The organism is Lysinibacillus fusiformis, from assembly GCF_016925635.1.
GTDB lineage: Bacteria > Bacillota > Bacilli > Bacillales_A > Planococcaceae > Lysinibacillus > Lysinibacillus fusiformis_F.
The window spans coordinates 3,457,118-3,482,794 of record NZ_CP070490.1; the positions used below are offsets into that span (position 1 = coordinate 3,457,118).

At 38.5% G+C, this 25,677-nt stretch carries 24 protein-coding genes and 2 riboswitches; of the genes, 13 read left to right on the forward strand and 11 right to left on the reverse strand.

The window, feature by feature from the left end:
* Window positions 1-56: 56 nt before the first annotated feature.
* The gene (locus JTI58_RS16810) at window positions 57-881 is read left to right on the forward strand and encodes a methyl-accepting chemotaxis protein (protein WP_205442423.1); all 825 of its coding nucleotides are present in this window, start codon (window positions 57-59) and stop codon (window positions 879-881) included.
* A gap of 51 nt (window positions 882-932) precedes the next feature.
* Here the strand turns inward: JTI58_RS16810 and JTI58_RS16815 are convergent, their stop codons facing one another.
* The 5 genes from JTI58_RS16815 to JTI58_RS16835 all read right to left on the reverse strand — a co-directional run bounded on the left by JTI58_RS16815 (window position 933) and on the right by JTI58_RS16835 (window position 6,060).
* Entirely contained in the window at window positions 933-1,550 is a 618-nt protein-coding gene (locus tag JTI58_RS16815) for an HAD-IA family hydrolase (protein WP_205442425.1), read from the reverse strand.
* 221 nt (window positions 1,551-1,771) lie between these two features.
* A complete protein-coding gene (locus JTI58_RS16820; protein WP_243456090.1) occupies window positions 1,772-3,157 on the reverse strand; it encodes a DHA2 family efflux MFS transporter permease subunit in 1,386 nt (461 codons plus the stop codon).
* Window positions 3,158-3,851: 694 nt separating this feature from the next.
* The gene (locus JTI58_RS16825; RefSeq protein WP_205442428.1) at window positions 3,852-4,115 is read right to left on the reverse strand and encodes a hypothetical protein; all 264 of its coding nucleotides are present in this window, start codon (window positions 4,113-4,115) and stop codon (window positions 3,852-3,854) included.
* Window positions 4,116-4,162: 47 nt separating this feature from the next.
* Window positions 4,163-4,939 (reverse strand): YibE/F family protein, encoded by a 777-nt coding sequence (locus JTI58_RS16830; RefSeq protein ID WP_205442429.1) that lies wholly within the window; start codon window positions 4,937-4,939, stop codon window positions 4,163-4,165.
* Window positions 4,936-6,060: a YibE/F family protein gene (locus JTI58_RS16835; protein ID WP_205442431.1), complete on the reverse strand. Its 1,125-nt coding sequence runs from the start codon at window positions 6,058-6,060 to the stop codon at window positions 4,936-4,938. The genes JTI58_RS16830 and JTI58_RS16835 overlap by 4 nt, the downstream gene beginning before the upstream one ends.
* A 220-nt stretch (window positions 6,061-6,280) precedes the next feature.
* A riboswitch (FMN riboswitch) is annotated at window positions 6,281-6,406 on the forward strand.
* A 116-nt stretch (window positions 6,407-6,522) separates the two neighbouring features.
* A riboswitch (FMN riboswitch) is annotated at window positions 6,523-6,648 on the forward strand.
* Between the two features lie 220 nt (window positions 6,649-6,868).
* Here JTI58_RS16835 and ribE point away from each other — a divergent pair.
* The 7 genes from ribE to JTI58_RS16870 all read left to right on the forward strand — a co-directional run bounded on the left by ribE (window position 6,869) and on the right by JTI58_RS16870 (window position 13,602).
* Window positions 6,869-7,507, forward strand: a complete 639-nt coding sequence (gene ribE / locus JTI58_RS16840; RefSeq protein WP_205442432.1) for a riboflavin synthase — start codon at window positions 6,869-6,871, stop codon at window positions 7,505-7,507.
* Between the two features lie 26 nt (window positions 7,508-7,533).
* Entirely contained in the window at window positions 7,534-8,163 is a 630-nt protein-coding gene (gene ribB, locus JTI58_RS16845) for a 3,4-dihydroxy-2-butanone-4-phosphate synthase (RefSeq protein WP_205442433.1), read from the forward strand.
* Window positions 8,164-8,178: 15 nt separating this feature from the next.
* Window positions 8,179-8,646 carry a 6,7-dimethyl-8-ribityllumazine synthase gene (gene ribH / locus JTI58_RS16850; protein ID WP_205442434.1) on the forward strand — a complete coding sequence of 156 codons (468 nt, stop codon included), beginning with the start codon at window positions 8,179-8,181 and terminating at the stop codon, window positions 8,644-8,646.
* Window positions 8,647-8,800: 154 nt separating this feature from the next.
* On the forward strand, window positions 8,801-10,243 hold the full coding sequence (locus tag JTI58_RS16855; RefSeq protein ID WP_205442435.1) for a spore germination protein: 1,443 nt from the start codon (window positions 8,801-8,803) through the stop codon (window positions 10,241-10,243).
* Between the two features lie 545 nt (window positions 10,244-10,788).
* Window positions 10,789-12,096, forward strand: a complete 1,308-nt coding sequence (locus JTI58_RS16860; protein WP_205442437.1) for an ATP-binding protein — start codon at window positions 10,789-10,791, stop codon at window positions 12,094-12,096.
* A 98-nt stretch (window positions 12,097-12,194) separates the two neighbouring features.
* On the forward strand, window positions 12,195-12,743 hold the full coding sequence (locus JTI58_RS16865) for a histidine phosphatase family protein (protein ID WP_205442438.1): 549 nt from the start codon (window positions 12,195-12,197) through the stop codon (window positions 12,741-12,743).
* A 13-nt stretch (window positions 12,744-12,756) separates the two neighbouring features.
* Complete coding sequence (locus tag JTI58_RS16870; protein WP_205442439.1) at window positions 12,757-13,602, forward strand: GNAT family N-acetyltransferase; 846 nt, start codon at window positions 12,757-12,759, stop codon at window positions 13,600-13,602.
* 188 nt (window positions 13,603-13,790) lie between these two features.
* Here the strand turns inward: JTI58_RS16870 and JTI58_RS16875 are convergent, their stop codons facing one another.
* Window positions 13,791-16,886 (reverse strand): copper amine oxidase N-terminal domain-containing protein, encoded by a 3,096-nt coding sequence (locus JTI58_RS16875; protein WP_205442440.1) that lies wholly within the window; start codon window positions 16,884-16,886, stop codon window positions 13,791-13,793.
* A 425-nt stretch (window positions 16,887-17,311) separates the two neighbouring features.
* On the opposite strand from JTI58_RS16875, the gene JTI58_RS16880 reads away from it, so the two are divergent.
* The 4 genes from JTI58_RS16880 (at window position 17,312) to JTI58_RS16895 (ending at window position 21,202) form a co-directional block, all read left to right on the forward strand.
* The gene (locus tag JTI58_RS16880; protein ID WP_205442441.1) at window positions 17,312-17,536 is read left to right on the forward strand and encodes a transcriptional regulator SplA domain-containing protein; all 225 of its coding nucleotides are present in this window, start codon (window positions 17,312-17,314) and stop codon (window positions 17,534-17,536) included.
* A gap of 15 nt (window positions 17,537-17,551) precedes the next feature.
* Window positions 17,552-18,577 carry a spore photoproduct lyase gene (splB, locus tag JTI58_RS16885; RefSeq protein WP_205442442.1) on the forward strand — a complete coding sequence of 342 codons (1,026 nt, stop codon included), beginning with the start codon at window positions 17,552-17,554 and terminating at the stop codon, window positions 18,575-18,577.
* Window positions 18,578-18,936: 359 nt separating this feature from the next.
* The gene (locus JTI58_RS16890; protein ID WP_205442443.1) at window positions 18,937-19,872 is read left to right on the forward strand and encodes an arginine deiminase family protein; all 936 of its coding nucleotides are present in this window, start codon (window positions 18,937-18,939) and stop codon (window positions 19,870-19,872) included.
* Between the two features lie 16 nt (window positions 19,873-19,888).
* Window positions 19,889-21,202, forward strand: a complete 1,314-nt coding sequence (locus JTI58_RS16895) for an amino acid permease (RefSeq protein ID WP_205442444.1) — start codon at window positions 19,889-19,891, stop codon at window positions 21,200-21,202.
* Here the strand turns inward: JTI58_RS16895 and JTI58_RS16900 are convergent.
* The 3 genes from JTI58_RS16900 to JTI58_RS16910 all read right to left on the reverse strand — a co-directional run bounded on the left by JTI58_RS16900 (window position 21,149) and on the right by JTI58_RS16910 (window position 23,190).
* The gene (locus tag JTI58_RS16900; protein WP_205442446.1) at window positions 21,149-21,955 is read right to left on the reverse strand and encodes a YqcI/YcgG family protein; all 807 of its coding nucleotides are present in this window, start codon (window positions 21,953-21,955) and stop codon (window positions 21,149-21,151) included. The two genes, JTI58_RS16895 and JTI58_RS16900, sit on opposite strands and share 54 nt — an antisense overlap.
* A gap of 255 nt (window positions 21,956-22,210) precedes the next feature.
* Window positions 22,211-22,675, reverse strand: a complete 465-nt coding sequence (locus JTI58_RS16905) for a hypothetical protein (RefSeq protein ID WP_205442447.1) — start codon at window positions 22,673-22,675, stop codon at window positions 22,211-22,213.
* A gap of 77 nt (window positions 22,676-22,752) precedes the next feature.
* Window positions 22,753-23,190, reverse strand: a complete 438-nt coding sequence (locus tag JTI58_RS16910) for a MarR family winged helix-turn-helix transcriptional regulator (protein ID WP_205442448.1) — start codon at window positions 23,188-23,190, stop codon at window positions 22,753-22,755.
* A 121-nt stretch (window positions 23,191-23,311) separates the two neighbouring features.
* Here JTI58_RS16910 and JTI58_RS16915 point away from each other — a divergent pair, with 121 nt between their 5' ends.
* Window positions 23,312-23,899 (forward strand): NAD(P)H-dependent oxidoreductase, encoded by a 588-nt coding sequence (locus JTI58_RS16915; protein ID WP_205442449.1) that lies wholly within the window; start codon window positions 23,312-23,314, stop codon window positions 23,897-23,899.
* A gap of 25 nt (window positions 23,900-23,924) precedes the next feature.
* Here the strand turns inward: JTI58_RS16915 and JTI58_RS16920 are convergent, their stop codons facing one another.
* Together JTI58_RS16920 and JTI58_RS16925 are read right to left on the reverse strand one after the other, a co-directional pair.
* On the reverse strand, window positions 23,925-24,998 hold the full coding sequence (locus JTI58_RS16920) for a sensor histidine kinase (RefSeq protein ID WP_205442450.1): 1,074 nt from the start codon (window positions 24,996-24,998) through the stop codon (window positions 23,925-23,927).
* The gene (locus JTI58_RS16925) at window positions 24,995-25,672 is read right to left on the reverse strand and encodes a response regulator transcription factor (protein WP_205442451.1); all 678 of its coding nucleotides are present in this window, start codon (window positions 25,670-25,672) and stop codon (window positions 24,995-24,997) included. The genes JTI58_RS16920 and JTI58_RS16925 overlap by 4 nt, the downstream gene beginning before the upstream one ends.
* Window positions 25,673-25,677 lie beyond the last annotated feature (5 nt).

Sequence of the window (25,677 nt, forward strand, 5' to 3'; positions counted from 1 at the left end):
TGGCATGATATAGTTAAATTGATACAGATTAGAAAACTTTTAGGGGAGGAAAAACAATGCATCCTAAACTACAAGCAGCTATCGATTCGATTGATTTATACCAAGTAACTTACCCAGAGGATGCTTGTGTCATCGTGGCAGATACGGAAAGAGTGCTTGCCTACAAACCGGGGAAAAAGGTTGACTTAAAAGTTAGGGTTGGTGATCCAGTACATAAATATCGTGGAACAGCAACAGAAATAGCGTTAAGCTCGGGAAGATTTATAAAAGAAGAACGTAGCGCTGAAGGATTTGGTATGGCCTATATCGCCTCTGCCCAGCCTATTTTTGAAGGAGGACGTGTTATTGGCGTATTAAGTGCCATTATTTCGAATGAAAAAATGGATAGTATGCGCCTATTGGCAACTGAGCTTTCAAGTGCTGTTGAAGAAATGACGGCCACAAATGAAGGATTAGCCACTGCCAGTAAGGATGTATCCAATCGATTGGAAGAGCTATCTAATTTCTCAGAATCGATGACAGGCGATATTCAACAAATTAATGTGATTGTCCATTTAGTAAAAGATTTAGCTATGAAATCGAGAATTCTTGGTCTAAATGCATCGATAGAAGCGGCACGTTCAGGTGAACATGGGCGTGGCTTTGCTGTGGTCGCTTCTGAAATACAAAAAATGTCCCAGAGTAGTACTGAAAGTGCCGATAGCATAACTGTGCAACTAGAAAACATTAAACAATCCATCGATCAAGTCAATGCATCAGCCAATCAGATTGCTGCGTTTACACAGCAATTTGCTGCGAGTATGTACGAATTAACAGATGCCTATAAAGGGGTTAATAGTACAGCAGAAAAGCTCATGCAGATTAGTGACATCAAAGGATAACCATATAAAAAGGATAATAGACAAGTAATAGGCTATTATCCTTCTTCATGATTAAATAATCTCTAAAATTTCCTGTGGTGTAGTGACACTGTATTCAGGTTCCTCGTTTTGTACGACCTCTTTGGCATCATAGCCCCATTCCACCCAAATAATGGGTACACCCGCTTTCTTACATGCAACAATATCCCTTTGCTCATCTCCAATGTATATCACGTCAGATGACTCGACATTTGCTTCCTTTAAAAACTTTTTCATTACTTTGTCCTTACCAAAAATGCGGTTGGAGCAAAGAACATCAGCTACACAATGAATACCGTTCATTTTAAGGAATTCTAAAATATTTTCCTTAGAATTAGAGGAAATAATCAGGATTTTATAGCCTCTTTTATCAATTTCTATCAAAACTTCTTTCATGCCCTCAAAAAGATGAACATCATTTAATGATTGACGATACAATTTATAAAATTGCGGTAAAATCATGGGCAATTTATACATCGGAAAGTCAAATAATTTACTGCGTTCTGAAATTGATAATTTTTTTAATGCATCAATTTCCTTCAATTCAATGCCTTTAAATTTATATTTTTGGGCTAATGTATTCCATGCTGATGCAAACACAGCAGTTGAATCTGCCAGTGTCCCATCAAAATCAAAGATAATATGCTTCATTGCAAACTTTCTCCTTTTTCATCTCGTTGTATTGACGTCTTATGCTAAAAAATGTTACATGGAATGGGCGATTTAATGCATCGTGAAACAGCAACCATTTTGAGCGTACGTAAACATCTTATGGTAAATATTATCAGATAATGCGGCGATTGCAACGGAAATGCTACAACAAAATGAGGTGTCTCCAAAGCCCATTGAGACACCTCATTTTTATCAAGAAATTATTGTGTTTTTTTCAAGAAAAACGAGAGAGCGACATTAATAATTGCCAAGACAAAGCTGATAGTAAAGACAAATGCTGAACCTGAAGCCGCTGCTTCTTGCGTATTAGTTGTCATGTCACTTAGGAGCTGCTGTTGTTTTGCTGAGAACAACGACACCATCACAGCAATACCAATTGCACCAGACACTTGTTGAGAGGTTTGTGTAATCGCAATACCATCTGGAAAGTATCGTCTTGGTAAGGCATTCAGCGTATTCGTTTGGACAGAGGCTAATACCATCCCAACGCCAAGCATCATGATGATATGTGTTATGACTAATACCCAAGTAGCTGTTTCGGTACCAGATAGAACATAAAGTCCATAGCCGACCACAACAAGTATCGTGCCGGGGGTAATGACTGCACGAGGTCCATATTTATCGAAGAACTTGCCGATTGTAGGTGCTAATAGACAGTTTAATAGACTACCAGGAAGCAATATTAAACCTGTCACAAAGGCCGATACGAAAAGGGCCATTTGCATATACATAGGGAGCACCACTAGCATAGACAGCATATTGAAGAAGGTAATCATATTCATGAGAAGACCTAACACGAACATGGGATACTGAAATGCTGTCAAATTTAACATTGGCTGTTCCATTTTCAATTGTCGCAATACGAATAAACATAAGGCGATAATACCGAGCAAAATGACGCTAAGAACGGTAATGCTTGTCCAGCCTAAATCTCCGCCAGCACTGACACCATAGACAATGCCACCAAAGCCAATGGTAGATAAGATGATAGACCAGACATCAATAGCAAGCTGCTTTGTTTCATTCACATTGGGAATAAAGATAAAACCAAAAACGATGGAGAATAACAGGAAGGGGATGGTAACCCAGAATATCCAGTGCCAGGATAGCGTATCTAAAATCATCCCTGCCAATGTAGGGCCGAAAGCGGGTCCTGCCAAAATGACGAGACCCATAACGCCCATAGCACCACCACGTTTATTGGCTGGGAAAATCGTGAAAATCACATTTTGCGTTAATGGTAATATAATCGCTAGGCCAGCTGCTTGAATAATACGTGCTAAAAGTAAGGCAGCAAAGACCGGTGCGACAGCGGCAAGCATGGTACCGATTATCGAAAAGAGTAAAGACGCCATAAACATTTGGCGAGTAGTAAACTTTTGCATTAAAATGCCTGTCACAGGTACTAAAATGCCTAATGTGAGAAAATAGCCTGTTGCCAGCCATTGGATGGTTGTAGCGTCCACATCGAAGAGCTGGCTTAGCTCTCCTAGTGCAATATTTAATGCGGTCTCACTAAACAGTCCTACAAAGCCGGCTACTAAGAGAGCCACCATGATCGGACCTGTTTTTATTTCCTTATTCACTGTAAAAACTCCTTCAAAAAATGTTTGACTAGCATAGAAGAATGAAATACAGAACATTCTGAAATTTATAGATGAATTTTAGTCTTATTTCATTCTTCTGCATGATAAAGTTATCGTGATGTGGATTATCAGCGATCGTGTTTCCTATTAGCTAGTACACCTCCGCGATACTAACTCTTCTGTTTTTTACTATAGCAAAAAAAAATTCTCAAATGTAAGCATTAATTTTAGCCTCTACTATACGATTTCACAATTTGGACAAACTTTTTTGACATAGCATTCATTTTTTGAGAGGTACGAGGAGAAATATCTAGAGGCTGGGACAGAACTAGATTATATTGAAAAACAATAAAAATGGATATTAGCTTTTTCACTTTAAGAAGTTAAATATGCCTTCCTAAATCAAAAAAATGTTAGACCAATTATATCTTGGTCTAACATTTTTTCTTTTTGTCCCAGCCTCTACTTAGTGTTGAAAAACAAAACAGTCAATTGAAAGGTAGAAATGGATTTCCATTGCAGGCTACTTGCTTTCCTGTGGGCGAGCGCCGAGCCGCTTCCTCCGCTACCGCTCCGTTTAGAGGCTTGCCTGTCTCGCGATCCCACGGGAGTCAAGTAGCCTTCCACTACAATCCACAAACGTGTTACCTTTTTAGCAAAGGTTTTCAGATAAAGTGAAGGTGTTCATTACTCTTTATGAAGAGGTGTTGTCACGCATCACTTCTCCACATTGAAAATAAGAGTTTATCCCCTCTAAGAATATAGATAATGGGCGATTAATCGCTATGCTGCTATGAAAAAAGTAAAGCCACTTCGCAGAATGGTTGATTGGAGTGGAGCGAACGCAGTGAGTGAAGCGGCTCATCGGACGCCCCCTGGAAAGGACGCTGGCGGAACGGAAATCAACCCCTCGCCTTGCAAAGTTGCTTTTTCTGCCGTTGACATCATCTTTTTGCAACAACATGTAGCACCTATCACATATAAGTGCTAGGTGCTAGTATCTTTTTACAACAGTTTTTCTGTTTTTTCTCGTGTTCGAATTAAATAATAGGCATTGATGGAGGAGGCAATTGGAATAATCAGTGCAATGCCGATGCCTGCACAAAGAATGGTTGTCATTTCAGCACTAAAAACTTTGGAGTTAACAATCTCGCCAATCGAATAGGAGAGATCCTTGAACCAGATTAATAAGCTTAAATAGCCACCAAAGAAAGCAAAAAATAATGTATTGGTATCAGTTCCTAAAATATCTCTCCCGATACTTAGCCCAGATGTAAATAGTTTCTTTCTACTAATCGTGGGATTGCGATAAAAAATCTCATGCATGGAAGTGGCGATAGAAATAGCCACATCCATAATGGCACCTATCGTACTCATAATAATGACTGATGCACCAATCTGCACAAAATTAACGCCAATGTAGAGGGAAAAGATACTAATTTCTTCAGTCGATTCTTCACCAAACCCTTGGATCATCGATTTTTCTGTAATAAAGGTAATAAATAGCAGTAACACAACAATCGTCACCATCGTTGCGATAAAGGCTGTAATGGTTTTACTGTTTGTTTTATTGATATAGAAAAGGCTAATACAACTAATGACCGTACAGGCTATAAACGTCAAGATAATGGGACTATTTTTAGGGTTTGTCATTAAAAAGATGGTGATAAAGAGTACACCAAAGTTTAGAAATAAAGAAAGAAATGAGCGGACACCCTGCTTACCACCTACTATCACCATCAACGCAAATAAAATAACTGCTAATAAGACGATAACATTCATTCTTGAACCCTCTTTCGATTAATGAAAAATATAGCAGTATACTGACTAATAGGAATCGTGAGGACAACACCAATACCCCCTGCTAAGGCACGGGCTAATTCTAAAGAAAGATTCAAGGACAATGTGAGTCCTAATGTGGAAGAATTTTTCAAATAGAGAATAATCATAGGGATGGAGCCGCAAAGGTAGGCAAAGAATAAAATACTTGTAATCGTACCCATGATATCTTTACCGATTTCATGTCCCGAAGATTTAAGTGCTTTGACAGAGATAGTAGGATCTTGCTCGTATAAAGCAAAAATGGAGGAAGCCATCGTAATAGAGACGTCCATGACAGCCCCAAGCGAGCCAATAAATAAACCTGCCATAAAGACTGTGCGATAGGGCCGTGTTAAAAATTGCATTTCTTCATAACGAAGACCATTTTCACCTGTCAACCAAATCACAATTGAGCTAATGATAAGCGCTATAACGGTTCCTAAAAGTGTGGACACAATGGCTACATACGTTTTTGTATTCAATCCACTAATGAGTAGGAGCGAAATAATGGTAAATAACAGGGCACAAATACCACTAACGAATAACAGACTTACGCCCCCATGTGTAACATAAAGATCTAATGCAAATGATAAGATCAAGGCATTGACAACCAAACTAATGATAGAAAACAAGCCCTGTCTTTTGCCTATAATGAGTAAGGCAAAAATAAAAATCCACGCAATCATGATCATGGTTTGATCACGTTTTAAATCGAGGATGGTACCTGTTAACCCTGATTGTGTTGTGTGATTATCTATGGTGACAAAGATTTCATTGCCTACATGGTATTTTTGATCAAAAGCACCAGAAGAAGAATAGTCATTCATCAAATGAATGGATTGCCCCTTATACTGTCCATTTTTGATCATGGCCGTAATTTCCTGTGTAAACAATTCATCCTCATTCTCATACATATCTGTCATCGGTTCCGATTCTGTGACGTTCACCTGTATTACTTCCGCTATCGGTCGTTCATAAAATTTTTCATTATGATGGACGAAAACAATTGAAATTCCACAACAGAGTGCTAATAAGGCATAGAAAACACCTTGCTTAAACGGTATATTTTTTAAAAATGTCAAGGAAATGACCTCCAAACTGTTAGACTGAATAGTCACCTGTAAAGGAACGTTTTTTTGATTGAGAAGTTTCACAAACAAGTTAAATGTCATCATTTTAATAATTTCTTTTACATTTATCAAGTCACGTCAGAGCTGCTTAAAATTTATATGACGAAAAAAATTTAAAAAGAAGGATGGATAATATAATAAAATAGTGTTATCGTAAGACTAGCTAAATAAAAGTATCCTTCGGGGTAGGGTGAAATTCCCGATCGGCGGTGATGAAGCAATTCAAAGTCCGTGAGCGCAAGCTGATTTGGTGCAAATCCAAAACCGACAGTGACAGTCTGGATGGGAGAAGGGTAAAAATGCGAGCTTTTTAAATTAATTCTAATTTAGAAGGTTTATTTGACTATGCATTTATTACGCCACTTCCCAATCATCTTTTGGGAAGTTTTTTTATTTAGCTACAATCGAATAGAAGATGTTCTTCGGGGTAGGGTGAAATTCCCAATCGGCGGTGATGAAGCAATTCAAAGTCCGTGAGCGCAAGCTGATTTGGTGCAAATCCAAAACCGACAGTGATAGTCTGGATGGGAGAAGAACAAATGAGATGACAGTCTATGGAAAAAATCGTTTTCAAGTAGGCTTATTTGTTGATGTCTTATACTCCCAAAACCCCTTTGATGAAAGGGGTTTTTATTTTTTATTGGTAGCTAGTGAAGGGAGAAGGATAAAACACAAAAACAGGTGGATAGACTTTCAAAAATGACGGATAAAACTTCAAAAGTGAAGGATAGAAGAGCAAATAAGAAGAGTAGGTGATGGAATGTTTACAGGGCTTGTAGAGGATATTGGTGTCGTAAAAGCTGTGCAAAGCGATCGGGACAGTATGAAAATTACGGTTCAATCCGTCAAGATAGCGGAGGATGTCAAGCTTGGCGACAGTATAGCAGTCAATGGTGTTTGTTTAACGGTGACACAATTTACTGAACAGCAGCTTACAATGGATGTTATGCCAGAAACAGTGAAAGCAACAAATTTACAGCAGCTGGCGCTAGGTGATTCAGTTAATTTGGAGCGTGCCATGCCTGCTAATGGACGATTTGGCGGTCATTTTGTTGCTGGTCATGTTGATGGAGTCGGTAAAATTTTGCGCATACGTCCAGTAGCAAATGCCGTTTATATGGATATAGAAATGTCAGATGAACTAACAAGCTTTTGTATTCCGAAGGGTTCCATAACAATTGATGGCACAAGCTTAACCCTTTTTCATGTTGAAGCGAATCGTGTCACGATTTCGCTCATTCCTCATACTTACAAAGAAACCGTTTTAGGTATGAAGAGGGTTGGAGCAATCGTTAATATCGAAACAGATTTAGTCGGTAAATATATTTTACAGCAACTAAAAAAAGGGCAAGTAACGCCAACAATTACGAGAGATTATTTAGCACAACATGGTTTTTAAAATAACAGAATGAGGAGATGATAATCGTGCTACATACAATTGAAGAAGCCATTGAGGATTTAAAGCAAGGCAACATGATTGTGGTGGTCGATGATGAGGATCGGGAAAATGAAGGAGATCTGCTGGCACTCGCTGAATTCATCACACCAGCAACGATCAACTTTATGGCAACCTATGGTAGAGGTTTAATCTGTACACCGATTTCGCAACAGATCGCACATAAGCTAGATTTACATCCGATGGTTCAGCGCAATACGGATAACCATCAAACCGCATTTACGGTGAGTATTGACCATGAAGATACAACGACAGGGATTAGCGCCTTTGAGCGTGCATTAACAATACAGAAAATGATAGAAAAGCAAGCTAAGCCGACTGATTTTCGTCGACCAGGTCATATTTTTCCGCTGATTGCGAAGGAGCATGGTGTGTTAGAACGGAGAGGGCATACAGAAGCGACAGTTGATTTGGCGAAGCTTTGTCATAGTGTACCAGCAGGTGTTATTTGTGAAATTATGGGTGATGATGGGCAAATGCTTCGTTTTGAGGAACTGACAAAGTTCGCGGCACATCATGGCTTAAAAATGATATCAATAGAAGCATTGGTTGTTTATCGTAATCAGTTATCCACAAATGAAAATAAAATTTCTATTTAAAAAGGAGCAAGAACAATGGGTCAAACATTTGAAGCACAATTAATTGGAACGGATTTAAAAATTGCAGTAGTTGTAGGTCGTTTTAATGAGTTCATTACAAGCAAATTATTAGATGGAGCAATGGATGGTTTAACACGCCATGGGGTTGATCCCGCATCTATTGATGTCGCATGGGTTCCAGGGGCTTTTGAAGTTCCTTTTATTGCGAAACAACTGGCAGAAACAAAGAAATATGATGCCATTATTGGTTTAGGTACCGTTATTCGTGGCTCTACAACTCATTATGACTATGTTTGTAATGAATCAGCAAAAGGCATTGCCAATGTATCGTTAACAACGAATGTACCTGTTATTTTCGGTATTGTCACGACTGAAAATATTGAACAGGCGATTGAAAGAGCAGGCACGAAATCTGGTAATAAAGGCTATGATGCTGCAATGTCTGCGATTGAGATGGCGAATCTAAAGAAAATGATTGGCTGAGGATAATTTGAATAACTCGTCACAACATTTGTTTCTTTGAATATTTTGAACAACCGTGGGAAAAATATGCTTAAGTGTATTTATTGAAGGTGATTGTTTTCATAAATGTACTAATCTTGAGCTGGCTCAGTAGGAGATGAGAAGTATTTCATCAATGGAACAAATGATCAATTTGAAAATGTTGAAATCACTATTTCAACGCTCTGCTGATGTGATTTTCCAACAATATAATTTTCAGCAATATACAGTACATTTGATAACTTGTGATGCAATGGTCAATGAGCAAATACTTCAAACTGTGGTTGTTCAACGTGTTCAATCTTTGTTAAGCAAAGTCTCTGAGGACATGTTAGAGGAAGAAATCGAACAGCATTTACACATTCCCTATTTACAAAAGATTTTATCGAAAGAGGATGCAGTGACAAGGGTCTATAAAGGCCATGTCTTATTGTATTTTGAAGAAAATCAGTTACTTTATTCTAGCGATATTTCAAAAAGACCAAATCGAGAGCCTGGGGAAACAACACTAGAACTAGTGGTCAAAGGACCTAGAGATGACTTTATTGAAGATGTTTTTATTAATATTGCTTTATTAAGAAAACGATTACCCACTAATTCTTTTAGTGTTGAGACATTAGAAATTGGCAAGCGTTCTAAAACAACAGTAGCCATCCTTTATATGGAAGACATTGTGAATTTAAATATGCTGGAACAAATTCGACTTCAATTACAAAAAATCGATACGGATATTGTTATCAATGGTGATTTGTTAATGGAAACAATCGAAAAGACAGCAACCATCCTTCCAAGACATGATTATACAGGAAGACCTGATTTTGCTATGCAGGCATTAATGAGAGGAAGAATTCTCTTAATGATTGATGGTGTGTCCTATGCCATAATTACACCTACAAATATTATGTTGCTCTTTAAATCGGCAGAGGATAATGAGTACCCAATCATTGTTAGCTCGATGGAACGATTACTCAGAATTGTCGGGATATTAATAAGTATGCTGCTGCCAGGTTTTTGGCTTGCATTGACGACTTATCATCAAGAACAGCTTCCATTTCTACTACTTGCAACAGTTGTCGAATCGAGAACGGGATTGCCTTTCCCAACCATTCTAGAAATTTTAATGATGTTATTTATGTTTGAATTGTTTCGTGAAGCTAACCTACGTCTTCCAAGTGCAATCAGTGGCTCAATTAGTGTGGTAGGGGGATTAATTATTGGAGATGCAGCGATTAAAGCAGGTGTTACAAGCCCCTCAATGATTGTTGTGATTGCCATTTCCAGTATCGCTGCATTTACATTGGTCAATCAATCCTTTGTGACGGCTATGAGTATTTTTCGATTAATCATTATTATGTCTTCGGCATTTTTTGGTTTATTTGGCTTCTTTATTTCAGTCTTTTTCATACTATTATATACGGCAAACATGCAGGTCTTGGGTGTGCCATATATTAACTTTAGTGCCGATTTCGAAAAAGCCAATTTACGTAAGTCCTTATTGCGACTATCTCCAAAGGGCTATAGTAAACGACCTACCTTTCTAAAGCCGCAAGATCAAACACGTACTTCAAGTAAAAAATAAGTAAATTGTATTGTAGATCAGGTATTGTTGATATCTGATCTCAGACTGTAGACGAAGTCGATTTTTTCGACTTTGTCTATTATTTTTTTAGATTAAACGGCTATAAGCACAATTCTTTATAGATTTTCCAAACCCTTTATTTTCAAGGATTCAGAAAAACATCTGAACATAGAAAACTAAAATCAAATGCCGACATATGATAACTTTTTGTTACGAATTTAGTTTGTCGACACTCTGAGATCAGATATTGTTGATACTTGATCTTTTTTTGATACCTTTGCTATAGTGGCCTTTTTCATTTTCCATTTAAATAGGAAATGAGACATAAAACGCTATTACTTACCTTTTTAGTTTACTTTCTTGTCAAGGATTATTAAACTATTTGTTACGGTGTGTAATTTTAGGAATGAGTAAAATAAAAATTGATTTTGTGTTTTAATTTATGTAGGATATACAAGCAATGTTTGCTTTACAAACAAAAAATAGAGTTAATTATAATATAATAATATTCTAGAATATTTATAGATGAGGAAGTACCGTTTTTTATGAAAAATAGAAAAATAAAACTAATATTAATTCTATCAACGATTTTATTATGTTTGTTTACAAGTTTAAACATCTTTACATCCTATGTAAAAATAAAAAAGACCGTTGAAGAGTCGATTGCCAATCAAAGTTTAGAGGCAGCCCATTCTATTGCTGCATCCATTGATACGGATGCATATCAGCAATTTTTAAATAATCCACAGGAAAATGATTATTATTGGAAAGTAAGAAATTATTTAAATGATGCAAGAATAAAATTAGGGGCACTGTTTGTTTATACCTTAAAGGTGGACAATCCTGAAGTATCAATAGCCATGATTACGGGGATGCCAAAAGAAATGAAAGAGGGCTTTGGAATTGGGGTGATTTGTACTGTTCCTGCAAAGCAAGTTAAAAAAGCCTATAACGGTGAAACCTATGTCACAGAGGTAATTCATGATTCTGTACATGGGTCTTATTTGTCGGTTGGTGCACCCATCAAAGATGACAATGGGAAAATTATCGGGTATTTAGGCATTGACATCAGTGCAGATACGCTAAATGGTATTAAGGGTAAAGTCATTGAAGACAACCTATTTAATTTTATTTTTAATGGTGTGCTTATTTTAATTGTCATCGGTTCTTTTTTATTTTTACAAAGATGGTATCAAAAAGAGGTAGCGAAGGAAGTTGGAGCTACAGAGGACACGTACCTAGCAGAAATCAAAACATTGATTACCTCGGTGTCGTCCCTTCGTCATGATTTTACGAATCATATTCAAGTGTTACATGGTTTATTACAATTAGAAAAAACAGATCAGGCTAAACAATATTTATCTTCACTATCCAAAGAAGTGCAAGCGATTAAATCATTAAAATTAAATATTGATCATCCAGGTTTATCCATATTATTGCAAACGAAGAAATTAACGGCTCAAAATCATAATATCGATATGGATTTTACTATTTCTCAAGATGACTTTAACAAGATTAAAACGACAGATTTAATCAAGATTCTATCTAATTTAATTGATAACGCGATTGATGCCGCTGTTGAATTACCTGAGGAACAACGTAAAATTAAAATTTGCTGTTCAGCAAATGAGGCACAGTATGAATTTAAAATTACTAATACAGGGCCAAATATTGCGAATTCTGATCAAATATTTAAGCAAGGATTTTCAACAAAAAAACATGAGAATGGTAGATTAAGAGGCCAAGGCTTATTTATTGTGAAAGAAATTGTTGCTAAATATAATGGTCATATTTCAATTGATTCATCAAAACATTTAGAAACGACTGCCATTGTCCATCTTCCAATAAAATAAAAGAAAAAGCTTTCTACAAGAAATTGTAGGGAGCTTTTTTCTATGTATAGGACATACATTACAAAGTAGAAAGTGATATGATGAAGGAGATGAAGAAAATGGAAAAGGCTCTCCTGGCGTTATTGAGAAAGGGTGGGCTCACTTTATACGCAAGACATGGGACTGCAACTGTCGGTGTCGATCAAGCCTATAGCACATTTCACAGTTGTCGAAATCAACGGAATTTGTCCGATCATGGTCGTAGAGAGGCTATGTATTATGGTCACATGCTACGCTATTGGCAAATTCCCATCCTTTCCACCATTACTACTAGCCCTTTCTGTCGGACGATTGAAACAGCTCGCCTGGCATTTCCAACTGATAATGTGCAAATTGACCCCTTTTTGTTTGAAATCTTTATGTTAGGTGGCAATCTTGCTAGTGTTGAGCAAACTCGCATATTAACGACTTTTACATCAATGTTGGAGATCATACCACCACAGGGCATGAATAGCGTAATCATTGGTCATAGCTTTCCAAGAGATGTGGGGCTTGGTGTCATTTCGAATATGGGGACGGTTGTCATAAAACCGAGGGGTCTAGGACAAGGTTATGAGATTGTCAGAAAACTAACCTTAGAACATTTAGCAACATTAGATTCCATTTGAAAAGAGGGGAAATATGAAGATTAAAACAGTTGCACAATGTACATTAGAGGAAGTATTGAAAGCATGGAACAAAGGCTTTGAAGGCTATTTTGTTGAAATCAATATGACAGCAGAAATGTTTTTACAACGACTAGTAGGCGAGGGGCTATCTCCTGACCATTCCATCGTCGTTTTTGACCATAATGAACCGATTGCCATTGTTATGAATGGCTTTCGTACCATCGATGGCAAAAAAATTGCTTGGAATGGGGGGACAGGTATTTCCCCAGCGTATCGTGGTAAGGGAGTCTCGCGCCTATTAATGGAGGAAACCTTAGCCATCTATAAACAGGAAAACGTAGAAATGGGTACGCTGGAAGCGATTAAGGAAAACCAGATAGCCATTGCTTTATATCAAAAATATGGCTATGTAATTACTCATCACTTACTATTTTTAAGTGGCGAGTATGAAGTAAAAACAGAATCTACAGCCACTCTTCATATAGCAACCATTCGTCCTGAGCAGCTAGCACAACTATCTTTTTATCAGGAAGATGTTCCTTGGCAGTGTAGCTGGCAGAGTGTGAAGCAGGGAGAAGCCAAGGTGTTTTATAACGATAACAAGGAAGCTCTGGGCTATATGCTATACAAAACCGTGTGGAATAAACATGGTGAGGTGGAGCGTATTCTACTTTATCAATTGGTAATACTTGAAGAAGGTAATGTAGATTTACTTCCACAGTTTTTAGCAAGTATTACAACAGATAAAGTCCATTTGACGACAGTGAACTTCTTAGCAAGCAACCCAGCAACGAACTATTTATTAAAGCATGGGCTTAAGGTGACGACAGAGCAGGTACAGATGTTAAAGCGATTCTAAGCAGGTTGTCGTTCAGTATACGAAACGATAAAGAGTGGAAATAGAGCATGAAGTATCTACTTTTGAAGCTATAGGACCACGTTTAAAAGCAGGGGAAAAGTAATCCACTATTACAAAACAAGAAGGGACTCCTTATGGTACACGAAGCGCCATAGGGAGTCCCAGCTATGAAGAAATTACTTTACCTATTAATTAATTTGAGGGTCTTGGGACGTCTCATTATTGGTAGTATCAGGGTTTTTCCGGAGTTGTACCGAATTATTGGATGTGTTCGATAACGTATAAGTTCCTTTTGCCAAAGTCAGAACCTTAGCAACATATTCTGTAGCTGAATCGAGTTCATTACCAAATGCATCTCTTGATGTGCTTAGCGCTTGGCTAACGTTGGAGAGGCTATTCGGAAAAATATTAGTACTATATAGACTTTTAATAGCATCATCGAGTTTAAAATTATCTGCTTTATCCTTAGGCAACATAAATACTTTATACTCCGTTACGCTTTGAACATTATTGACATCGAAACTAATGTTAATATCTTTATAGTTATATCCCTCATTCTGAAGACTAAGTGTCACTTTCTCCACTGATCCAGAGGCTGAACGGTCTTCTAAAGCAATGTAGGAAGATGGGTAGGATAAGCTATACATTTCTTTAGAATTTCCACTACCTACGGACAATATATATACGCGATATTCTTGGCCGTTAGTTATAAGTCTTCCATCTGTATCTCTACTATCAGCCCCCAATTTCATACTATACTGGCCTTTATTCCAACCTATATAATAAGTTACTCTAGTAGCTGCGTTCAGATCAAAGTCATTTGCCTTTGATGCGGGTACAATAAGAATACGGTAACTATCTATATTTGATTCATCAGAAGGTTTCGTAAACGATATCTGTAGATCTCGACCATCTCCATAATCACCAATATCGCTTACATTAATTTTGCTTACCGCTTGAACAGCTTTGCTTTTACTAATTGTAATCACAGACGAAGGAGATGATAGGGCATAGGCATTTGAAGAGTTCCCATTGGCAACAGTCAGTACATAAACGCGATAGCTAGTTCCTTCTGTAATAAAGTTACCACGTACATCCCTAATCCCATCCAACGTTCTAGTTGCTGTTATATTGCCACCTTTGCTTTCTGTGATGTAATAAGAGCTACTATTGGCTTGTGAAAGATTAAAGCTACTGTAATATGCAGTTGGTACCATTAGAATCCGATAATGATTAACATTCGATTCATCTGTAGGCTTCGTGAATGTTACCTGCACATCACGGCCATCCCCTTTATCATCTATATCTGCAACATTCAGATTAGTTACAGCTTGCACTGTGAAGTTCTTAGTTAGTGTAATCGTAGACGTTGCGGCAGTTAGCGCATTGTTTCCTAAGGAATTTCCATTGACTACAGTCAATACATAGATACGGTAGCTAGTATCCTCTTTGATATAATTGCCACGCACATCCCTTGTTTTTTCAGATAACGCCTGCTCATATGTTGATTTCCCAGACTTATTTACAGTCGTGTAATTGTTACTAGAGACACTGTTAGCATCCGTCAGACTAAAGTTATTGTAATTTGCTGTTGGTACAACCATAATCCGATAGTGATTAATATTTGACTCATCCACAGCTTTATTGAAAGAGACAAAAAGGTCACGACCGTTGCCATAATCACTCACATCGCTGGCATTGAGATTCGACACTGCACCCACATTGTTACTAAGTAGCGAAGCCATATTGGAGGCAGAAGAAAGCGTGTTATTCGCTGAATTATTAGCTACAGCCATAACGAAAACACGATAGCTAACACCATTCTGAATGGCATAACCGTCAGTATCTTTTGCACCTGAAGGGAGCACCTGAGTAATATTGTTGCCTGTCTTGTTCACTTGTGTGTAATAAGAGTTAGATAAACTATTGGCCTTCGTCAATGTGAAGTTCGAATAGTTGTTAGCTCTTACAACAAAAATTCGGTAAGAGTTGATATTAGTTTCATCAGAAACTTTGTTGAAGTTAACTCTTAGGTCACGTCCATCCCCAAAGTCATTGACATCTTCCACTTGTGTAATAATTGGAGAAGACACAGTAAGTGTTACTGACAATGAAGCAGGTGACAGCTTATTAACAACTGAATTCGTGTTACTTACAGACATAACGAATGCTGTGTAAGATTCGCTATTTTTAATGAAATCACCAGAAGTATCACGTGTCGAGGAAGACAGAGTTGCTACCAATGTACTGCCGTTGCTTCCCGATTTTTCCACTGTTGTATAGTAGTTGCTGGATAAATTATTCGCAGTAGTAAGACTAAAATTGTTAGCATCCTTGGTCTTTACAATAAACACACGATAATTGGAAGTATTGTTATCATTCTGCGGACGAGTGAAGCTAACTGAGACATCACGTCCATCGCCAAAATCGTTAATATCGCTAATCTTCACATTTGTTACAGCTGTAACAGAAGACATGTTTGTTAGAGTAATCTTCGGAGAAGAAGTCGATAATACACTGGAATAAGAACCTTTACCAATAGCAAGTATATGAACCACATAAGACTGATCATTTTTTATGTAGTCCCCGTCTACATCTCGCGAGCTCTGCGATAAAGTGATGGCACTATTCGAACTCGAAGTCGATACCACCGAATAATTAGAGGAGGAGACTTTTAGAGCCGATGCCAAATTAAAATTTTTAGAAGCCTTCACAACCATAATCCGATAATGATCAACGTATGATTCTGTAGACGATTTAGAGAAGCTAACCTCAAGGTCACGCCCATCTCCCTGATCATTAACATCTCGAACTAACACATTGCTCACAGGAGAAATGCTGCTATTACTCGGAGTGTCAGATTTAATAGAGACGAGCTGTTTTTCCGAGTTCCAGTCAACATCCTGACCTAGTGCTTCACTGACGAAGCGTACTGGCACCATTGTTCTACCTTTTAATACTTGTGCTGGTACATCAAGCGTTACTGTTTGGTCATTGATAGTAGCTGTCTTCGATTTAATCTTGAGGACTACCGTTGTACCTCCTTTAATCCCTGTGACTGTTTGACTCTTTTGATCCCAATTCACGCTTGCATCCAATGCCTCAAAGATTGCTCTAAGTGGCAGCATAACACGCCCTTGAATCATTGCTGGCGGCTGATCAGTTTTCAATTGAACACCGTCCACATTAATTGTGATGGCTTTTGCCGCTTGTGCGGTTGCCGGCTGCAATAATAACGGTACAATGAGTATCGCAGCAAAAAGTAAAGACCATATTTTTTTCATAAATTCCACCCTTCTTCATGCCATTTGATTGACTAGCATGACTTCTAATTTAACGTATCAATACCTTAAAAGTTTCACCCTTTTACCTTTTGAAGAAAATTTAACCATCAAGCTGTGTTGATACTTTTTTCTGATTCACTTTTCGTCAAGCGGGCTGAACAAAAAAATGGCATTTCGAGTGGGAATTGCTACTCTATTAGGCGAAGGGGATTAGCTAATAATGAGGATTATAATGAAAGACTTTACGAGACATTGGCAGTAGGCAACTCTCTTGCCCATAGTCGTTTATTCTATCATCAGCTATTTTCCTAAATAACTGATGAAAATAACCACACAAATGTATGTATATTGCTAATAAAATTTTTTATGACATATTTTTTGTACATTTTCACCAAACTAATGGAAAGGTAGAGGAAGGTGAAGAGATGCAACAACCATTTGATGTGGGAGATATTGTTTATATTTTTTACCGCAATCCACATATTCAAGATGTAACGAATATACAGGAAGCGGCAGTGGTACATCATCCAGAGCAACCAGAGGAGCTAGCGCTATTTTTATTTGAAACATATTATCCAATTACGAATGACATGTTAATTTTTGCAAGTGAGATGGCGGCTGAACAGGCCTATCATCAGTATTTTCATTGAGGGAGGACTAACAGAATGAAGCCATTTACCCCTCAGCTTGTTTATTTTGAGCCTGATGCTCTTCATTATCCACTAGGTCAGGAGCTAAAAGCGAAGTTTGAGCAGATGGGGATTGAAATTCGCTATACAACTTCGCACAATCAAGTGAGAAATCTTCCTGGTGACAATGATTTTCAAAAGTATCGGGTAGCCAAATCGACATTAGTAGTGGGCATTCGAAAAACATTAAAATTTGATACATCTAAGCCCTCAGCTGAATATGCCATTCCATTTGCCACAGGCTGTATGGGGCATTGTCATTATTGCTATTTACAAACAACAATGGGCAGTAAACCTTATATTCGGACGTACGTCAATGTCGATGAAATTCTAGAACAAGCTGATCACTATATGGCTGAACGAGCTCCTGACATCACACGCTTTGAGGCATCCTGTACTTCTGATATTGTAGGAATTGATCATCTAACACATACCTTAAAACGAGCCATTGAGCATTTTGGACAAAGTGAGCTAGGCCAATTACGATTCGTGACGAAATTCCATCATGTGGATCATCTATTGGATGCCAAGCATAATGGGCGGACAAGGTTTCGTTTTAGTGTCAATGCCGATTATGTGATTAAACATTTTGAGCCAGGTACCTCTCCGTTAGCGAAGCGTATTGAAGCAGCGGGGAAAGTGGCAAGAGCTGGCTATCCACTTGGCTTTATTGTGGCCCCAATTTATCTTCATGATGGCTGGCAGGAGGGCTATTACCATATGTTTGAGCGATTGGATGCTGAATTGCCAAAGGATGTGCGAGATGACATCACCTTTGAGTTTATTCAGCATCGCTTTACAAAGCCAGCCAAACGTGTGATAGAAAAAAACTACCCGATGACGAAGCTAGAGCTTGATGAGACGGTGAGACGATATAAATGGGGCAAATATGGGATTGGTAAATATATTTATCAAAAAGAAGAAGAGGAAGACATTAAGGAGCACCTGTATGGCTATATGCAAAAATTTTTTCCTCAAGCGAAATTAGAATATTTCACATGACATTTAGAGAGAGAACAGCTTGTTTTCTCTCTAAATGAATTGTGCTATGCCAGAAAAAACACCTAGTAACTGTAAATCTGTGATGGCTAGTTCTGTTTCTTCTTGCACTGGCAGTATCCTCAAAGCTCTCGTCTAATTTAGGAAGTCCCCATCCTCCTTCATATCTTTTTTGTAGTAATAGTTCGTTTGATGGATTAAGAATGATGACCACTGAACCAGGCAAAATAATTGGCTGCTGTCCTACATACTGTCTTAGAAATGTAAGTATTCCATCATGTTCTAAACTATTGACTTTGTATAATCCGAAAGTCAATGGTAACGCTAACAGAGATCGTTGTGAAGAAGGAGAGAATATTTCAATGGATTCATTTCAACTAAATTGTTGGTCAGAACACGGGGAACTGAAAGTAGTAATGCTTTGTGCACCTTCCATCGTAGATGTAACCGATTTAACAATAGCAGAGCAGGTTGGATGGAGTGCTACGGTCAACCATCAGAAGGCAATGGAGAACTTCATGGCATTAAAGACAACATTAGAAAACGCTGGGGTACATGTACTTGATTATGCAAAGGAACTAGCCCATGATCAGCAGCTATTAAGTGAACGGCTGCTCAATCGTTATTTTGTACGCGACCTCGCCTGTGTCATTGGTAATCGACTTTTACTTGGGAAGGCAGGCAGTTCACTTAGAAGACCAGAGTATCCTTTTGCTCATTCACTTTTAGAGAGATGGTTTCCACAGCAATGGATAGCAAAATCACAACCACTTCATTCATTCGAGTGCGGAGATTTGTTAATTTTAAATAAAGATGCAGTGCTCATTAATCTTGGGATGAGAACAACATTAGAGGCTATCGAAAGCTTGAAGGAAAGCATTTTTCAAGAGGGCTTTTCAGAAATTGCTGTGATCGATTTACCTAAAAGTAATGATACGCTGCATTTAGATATGAATTGTAATGTAGTGAACGCTAATCTGGTAGTAGCTAAAAGCTTTGTACGCTATTTTCCTGTGCAGGTGTTGACAGCACAAAGCAGTCGTTTTGACATGGTAGAGCCATTTTTACAGCGCCATGGTTTTGATGTTTACTGGCTTGACACGTATAAGACCATTCCAGACATTAACTTCATTAACCTGAATCCAGAAACACTGTTGATAAGCAAGCAGGCAACGCAACAACAATTATTGGCGCATCCACTGCTAAAGGAAAAGAATTTGCTTGAAGTCGATGTCACAGAGCTTGAAAAAGGCGGCGGTGGCATTCGCTGTATGACATTGCCATTGGTAAGAACGTAACGAAGGGCTGATAAAAATGACTTCAAAATCAACTAAAGGAAGTATGGCATGGTGGCAGCTTTCGCTTCTTGGTATCGGTTGTACACTGGGCACTGGCTTTTTTCTTGGGACAAGTATGGCCATTCATAAAAGTGGGCCTGCGGTATTAATTCCTTTTTTATTAGCGGCCATTTGTACGTATATTGTGTATGATGCACTTGTCAAAATGTCTGTGGACAACCCAGATAAAGGCTCATTTCGTACCTACGCCAAGCAAGCCTTTGGACGCTGGGCAGGCTTTAGTAATGGCTGGGTGTACTTGATTTCTGAGTTGTTGATTATGGGGAGCCAGCTGATGGCACTCGGTATTTTTACGAAGTTTTGGTTTCCAGCGCTGCCACTCTGGATTGCTGCATCAATTTATGCTGCAATCGGATTAGTCGTTATCCTCACTGGTATGAAGGGGTTTGAAAATTTTCAAAATATCTTCGGCGCCCTAAAGGCAGCGGCCATCATTATGTTCATTATCGTAGCGGTGATCATCATCATGAAAGGCACACCATCCGCTACATTGGCTTCACTTCAAACTAATTATGAAGCATTTTTCTCGCAAGGAATAAAAGGCATTTGGCTCGGCTTGCTTTATGCCTTTTATGCATACGGAGGAATTGAAGTAATGGGTTTAATGGTCATCGATTTGAGAAATCCAAAGGAAGCGCCAAAAGCAGGGAGAATGATGCTGTTTGTGATTACGATTATTTTTATCATGGCTATAGCCCTTGCATTGTTACTCGTTTCGTGGAAAGACTTTTCGATCGATGAAAGTCCTTTTATTACAGCGCTTCAAAATTATCATATACCCTTAGTGGCAGATATTTTTAATGGTGTGTTAATCATTGCTGGTTTTTCAACAATGGTGGCGTCGCTTTATGCAGTCATTACCATTCTTACTACACTTGCTGAGGACCATGATGCACCGGCAATACTCGCAAAGAAAGGAAAAATGAAAGTTCCTTTTCCAGCCTTGTTATTTTTAATGGGTGGGTTAGTGATCACGATTGTGATTGGTTTTTTGCTGCCAGAAAAAATCTTTGAATATTTGATCACGGCAGCGGGTTTAATGTTGATCTATAATTGGCTTTTTATTTTAGTAACATATGGGAAACTTATGGAGTTAACGAAGTGGGGGCATGTAAAGAATGGTATAGGGATGTTGCTCATTGCTGTGACGGTATCTGGGACTTTAGGTGAAAAAACAAGCAGACTCGGTTTTTGCGTGAGCCTGCTCTTTATTGTCTTAATCGGTGTGGCGACGTGGATCGTTGTGAAAAGGCAAAAAAACATTGTGTAATGAACCATTTTCCTGTGACATCCGTAAAAAAGGACACTTGGATGGACTATGGTTATCATCACTTAAAAAATACTGCTTCCATTCATAGCTATCCTCTTGCCCGTACCATTTTAAATCTGGATGCCCTGAAATCGTGTCATAGTCTGCAATACGCTGGCGGATGAGCTTTTTGATTTTTCGTCCAAAGGTGGTCGAGTCGTTAATATCATCAAATATCCAACGTGGTTGAATAGCCATCAATAAAGTGGAAAAATGACGACTCTTTCGCAATTTATGGGCTGGTGTTGCACAAGAAATAAAATAGGGCTCTCCATGAAAGCAAAATTCCCATTCATGGTGGGTTGGTTCCATTGGTATTCCCTCAGGCCAATCCATCTCATCTATATTGGTTAAATTGTTTAAGATGGACCAAAATAACTGCTGATAATCTGCCACTTCAAAGTTTTCTCGCATTTCGTGAGGGGTATGAAAGAATACAGTAAGTGTTGTATATTTTCCGAAAGTTCGTGACGCTTTCGTATAGTCCTTTAAGCATTGTGCCAACATCTTAATCGATTGCTCCTCCCGTGGATCCCCGACAAAACTATAGCGCAAATGGTTTGATAAAAAACCCATTCTTGCTGGTATACACGGAAATGTATTCGCTTCGTCTGCAATCGTGGCAGCAAAGTCAGTATAGGCTGACTGTTGCCATAATGGAAGTGTTTCAAACTTTTCCTCGATCCACTCCCTATCAAACACTACTACTTCCACTTGAGACTCCTCCTTCTACTCACCTTTATACTATTAAAGAAAAGGCAAAGTGGTTACGAATCTAAGGTGAGTGACACGGGTATTCTTATAAAGTTTTTTATTTTTCATTTCAAGTTATGGATATTCAAAAGATAAATAACCCGATTAAAGAGAGTAACCGGTTTTAGTTAAGAAGTGATCACTTTGAGCCAGGAGATGAGCGGTTTTGAATCAAGAGTGATCGCTTTGAAATAAGGCAAGAATGATCACTTCGAACTAGGGAGAGAGCGGCTTAGAAGTAAAAGAGAGCGCTTCAAGCCAGGAAAAGAGCGGTTGTGAACCAAAAGAGAGTGCTTCGAACCAAGGAAAGAACGGCTTTGAATCAGAAGCAAGCACTTCAAACCAAAGAAAGAGCGGCTGTGAACCAAAAGAGAGCGCTTCGAGCCAGGAAAAGAGCGGCTGTGAACCAAAAGAGAGCGCTTCGAACCAATGGATGAGCGGCTTTGCATGAAAAGAGAGCGCTTCGAACCAAAGAAAGGGCGGTTGTGAACCAAAAGAGAGCACCACGAACCAAAGAAAGAGCGGCTGTGAACCAAAAGAGAGCGCTTCGAACCAAGGAAAGAGCGGCTTTGAATCAGAAGTGAGGCCTTCGAACCAAAGAATGATCGGTTTAGAAGTAATAATGATCACTTCTGGCCAAAGAAAGAGCGGTAGCGGTTCAAAATGATCGCTTCGAACCAAGGTAAGAGCGGCTTTGAATCAAATGAGATCACTTCGAGCCAAAGAAAGAGCGGCTTTGAATAAAAAGCCATCACCACTCAGCCTTTTTGTTGAAAAACCTTTTCCTCTAGAATGGTTAGAGCATGCTGGATGTCCTTTAGATCATCCTGTGTTGCGTGTTGAATAAGCTGTAAAAAGCGTTCTTCGATACAAGCGAATGCCTCCTCCATCATTTTTTCGCCTTCTTTGGACAAGCGGACATACTGCTTTCTTCGGTCGGCTGTGTCGCTAAATTTTTCGATTAGCTGTTGTTCCTGCAATTTCCGTAATTCACGGCTTGTATTGGGTAAGGACATGTGCTGACATTCACTGATTTCGGTTGGTGTGACAGGTTGGCTTACTTTAATATATTCAAGAGTTTTATATTGTAGCGGTGTGATATTCGCAGCGGTAACATTTTGTGTGAGATCATGTGTCACTTGATGGATGGTGGCTGTAAATGATACAAACTGATGAAATAATGCGCTTTTATTCAATGGGATCACCTCTTACTGTCAAGATAACAAATAACTTGTCTTAAAACAATTATCATTTGACAACTAAAATAGAATGGACTATTATTTTGTTATCAAATGATAAGTAATGAGGAGGCACACAATGAAAACGTTAATTGTTTATACATATCCCAACCATAAAAGTTTAAATTATGCTTTTTTACAAGAGGTGATAAAGGGGTGTCGTGAAAATCCTGCCATAGAGGAGATTCAAATACTAGATTTATATGAAGAAGAGTTCGATCCACGCTTAATTTTCCATGAGCATAAGCGACGTCGTGATATGTTTCAGGATCCGAAAATGGAAAAATACCGCCAACAGCTCTCTTGGGCAGATCAAATTGTATTTGTTTATCCGATCTGGTGGGGGAGACCGCCAGCCATGCTGTTAGGGTATATTGACCAATTATTTGCGGCAAACTTTGCTTATCGTGATACAAAGAGGTTATTTCCAGAGGGTCTTTTAAAAGGAAAATCGGTTGTCTGTGTGTCCACAATGAAGGGGCCAACCAATTATCCCTTCTTATGGTTGAACAATGCACATAAAATTTTGATGAAGAGAGCGTTGTTTAAGTTTGTTGGAATGAAAAAAGTGAAGTTTTTTGAGTTTGGTAATATGGAAAGCAAAAAAGGGAAACAACAGCAAAAACTAAATAGAGTCTATCAATATTTTAGAAAAGTAGTTTACTAGAAAAAATAACTCGTGCAGACGTTTTTTAGTCGCTTGCACGAGTTGGCGTACTGTCGATGGGCAGTGTAATCAAAAATCTTGTAAATTCAGCTAGCTTGCTTTCTACAGCAATAGTTCCGTGATGCATATCGATAATTTTCTTGACAATGGCTAGCCCTAATCCGCTACCGCCATTTCCAACGGTTCGTGATTGATCAGCCTTATAAAATCTTTCAAAAATATGCTTTTGTTGTTCTTCCGTTAAGCCAATGCCAGTATCCTGAACCATCACCGTTATCGTATCTAATTGCTTCTTCATAGAGAGGGTGATGGTTCCTTTGTCGGGCGTAAACTTAATGCTATTTGTCAGCAAGTTCATCCATACTTGATTCATTAAATCCTCATCTGCTGTGATGCTCATGCCATCAAGATCGAGATCAAAGTCGATCTGTTTGGCTATCCAATTCGGTTCAAGTGCCAGCACAACATTGCGTAATTGTTTATCGAGTCGATAATTTATAGGCTCAAATGGATGATGCTGCGATTCTAAGGATGTTAGCTTGAGTAAATTGTCGCTAATCTTGGATAAACGATTACTTTCCAATTCAATTATATCTAAATAATGCTGACGCTTTTCCTCAGGTAGATTAATATTTTTCAGTGCCTTTGCAAAGCCATTAATAGACGTTAAAGGTGACTGAATTTCATGAGAGACATTGGAAATGAATTCTTGACGCATTCTTTCCAGTTCACCTAATTCAACGGCCATATGATTAATACCATGAATCAATTGCCCAAATTGATCTTCTTCGTCTGCTTTCAAATCCAACTGAACATCAAAATCACCTTTTGCCATGCGGCTTAATGCATCGACAATGGTATCCCAGTAGTTGCGTTGTCGATTTAGTCCAATTAAAAAGATAATAGCCGCTGAACAGGCGAAGAGCACAAACACGCCAATTACTGTTGCTAATTGTAGCCAAAATCCATGAGGCTCTGCCCCTAATCGACCATACAGCCATGTCGTTGCGTGATAGGAAATAAAAGCAAAAACAGTATTGGCAATAAGAAACAAACAAAAGACCATAGCTAATCTTAAAAGGAATCTTCGTTTTCTCATGAAGCTAGTTCCAAGCGGTAGCCGAGCCCACGAATGGTACGAATGACAAAGCCACTCGTCTCCTGTGGGAAGCGCTCGCGTATTCTTTTGATATGGACATCAACTGTTCGTTCATCTCCCTCATAGTCGTAGCCCCAAATTTCTTCGATTAACTGTTCACGGGAAAAGGTTTTGCCAACATAGCTTGCAAATGTAAATAATAGCTCGAATTCCTTTAAACGAAGTAGAATCGTCTCGCCGTTCATCTCCACTTCATGTGTGTGGCGATTCAGTTTGACGTTACCGGCCTCTACAACTTGAGAAAGGGAAATACGATATCTTTTTAAGATTGACTTAACACGTACAATTAGCTCGGCAGGCTCAAATGGCTTCACGAGATAATCATCCGTCCCTAAATGAAAGCCTTTGATTTTTTGAGAGGTTTCTCCTTTAGCTGTTAGCATAAGGATTGGTAGATCTGTATTGAATGAACGTATTTCCTCACATAATGCCCAGCCATCCATGTTGGGCATCATAATGTCCATCACGACCATATCGACTTTTTCAGTGTCTAATTTGGACAGTGCATCAACACCATCGATAGCCTCAATCACCTCTAAGCCCTCATTTTGCAGAAACACTTTTACCAATTCTCGAATATGTGCATCATCATCCACCACTAATAGTTTTGTCATTTCAA

Excerpts from the sequence above, each read along its gene's own strand:
- JTI58_RS16895 (WP_205442444.1), top strand. The coding sequence starts at position 19,889 with ATGACTTCAAAATCAACTAAAGGAAGTATGGCATGGTGGCAGCTTTCG.
- JTI58_RS16810 (WP_205442423.1), top strand. The coding sequence starts at position 57 with ATGCATCCTAAACTACAAGCAGCTATCGATTCGATTGATTTATACCAA.
- ribE (WP_205442432.1), top strand. The coding sequence starts at position 6,869 with ATGTTTACAGGGCTTGTAGAGGATATTGGTGTCGTAAAAGCTGTGCAA.
- JTI58_RS16925 (WP_205442451.1), bottom strand. The coding sequence starts at position 25,672 with ATGACAAAACTATTAGTGGTGGATGATGATGCACATATTCGAGAATTG.
- JTI58_RS16860 (WP_205442437.1), top strand. The coding sequence starts at position 10,789 with ATGAAAAATAGAAAAATAAAACTAATATTAATTCTATCAACGATTTTA.
- ribH (WP_205442434.1), top strand. The coding sequence starts at position 8,179 with ATGGGTCAAACATTTGAAGCACAATTAATTGGAACGGATTTAAAAATT.
- JTI58_RS16915 (WP_205442449.1), top strand. The coding sequence starts at position 23,312 with ATGAAAACGTTAATTGTTTATACATATCCCAACCATAAAAGTTTAAAT.
- JTI58_RS16855 (WP_205442435.1), top strand. The coding sequence starts at position 8,801 with ATGGAACAAATGATCAATTTGAAAATGTTGAAATCACTATTTCAACGC.
- JTI58_RS16890 (WP_205442443.1), top strand. The coding sequence starts at position 18,937 with ATGGATTCATTTCAACTAAATTGTTGGTCAGAACACGGGGAACTGAAA.
- JTI58_RS16880 (WP_205442441.1), top strand. The coding sequence starts at position 17,312 with ATGCAACAACCATTTGATGTGGGAGATATTGTTTATATTTTTTACCGC.
- JTI58_RS16870 (WP_205442439.1), top strand. The coding sequence starts at position 12,757 with ATGAAGATTAAAACAGTTGCACAATGTACATTAGAGGAAGTATTGAAA.
- JTI58_RS16830 (WP_205442429.1), bottom strand. The coding sequence starts at position 4,939 with ATGAATGTTATCGTCTTATTAGCAGTTATTTTATTTGCGTTGATGGTG.
- JTI58_RS16920 (WP_205442450.1), bottom strand. The coding sequence starts at position 24,998 with ATGAGAAAACGAAGATTCCTTTTAAGATTAGCTATGGTCTTTTGTTTG.
- JTI58_RS16865 (WP_205442438.1), top strand. The coding sequence starts at position 12,195 with ATGGAAAAGGCTCTCCTGGCGTTATTGAGAAAGGGTGGGCTCACTTTA.
- splB (WP_205442442.1), top strand. The coding sequence starts at position 17,552 with ATGAAGCCATTTACCCCTCAGCTTGTTTATTTTGAGCCTGATGCTCTT.
- JTI58_RS16815 (WP_205442425.1), bottom strand. The coding sequence starts at position 1,550 with ATGAAGCATATTATCTTTGATTTTGATGGGACACTGGCAGATTCAACT.
- JTI58_RS16875 (WP_205442440.1), bottom strand. The coding sequence starts at position 16,886 with ATGAAAAAAATATGGTCTTTACTTTTTGCTGCGATACTCATTGTACCG.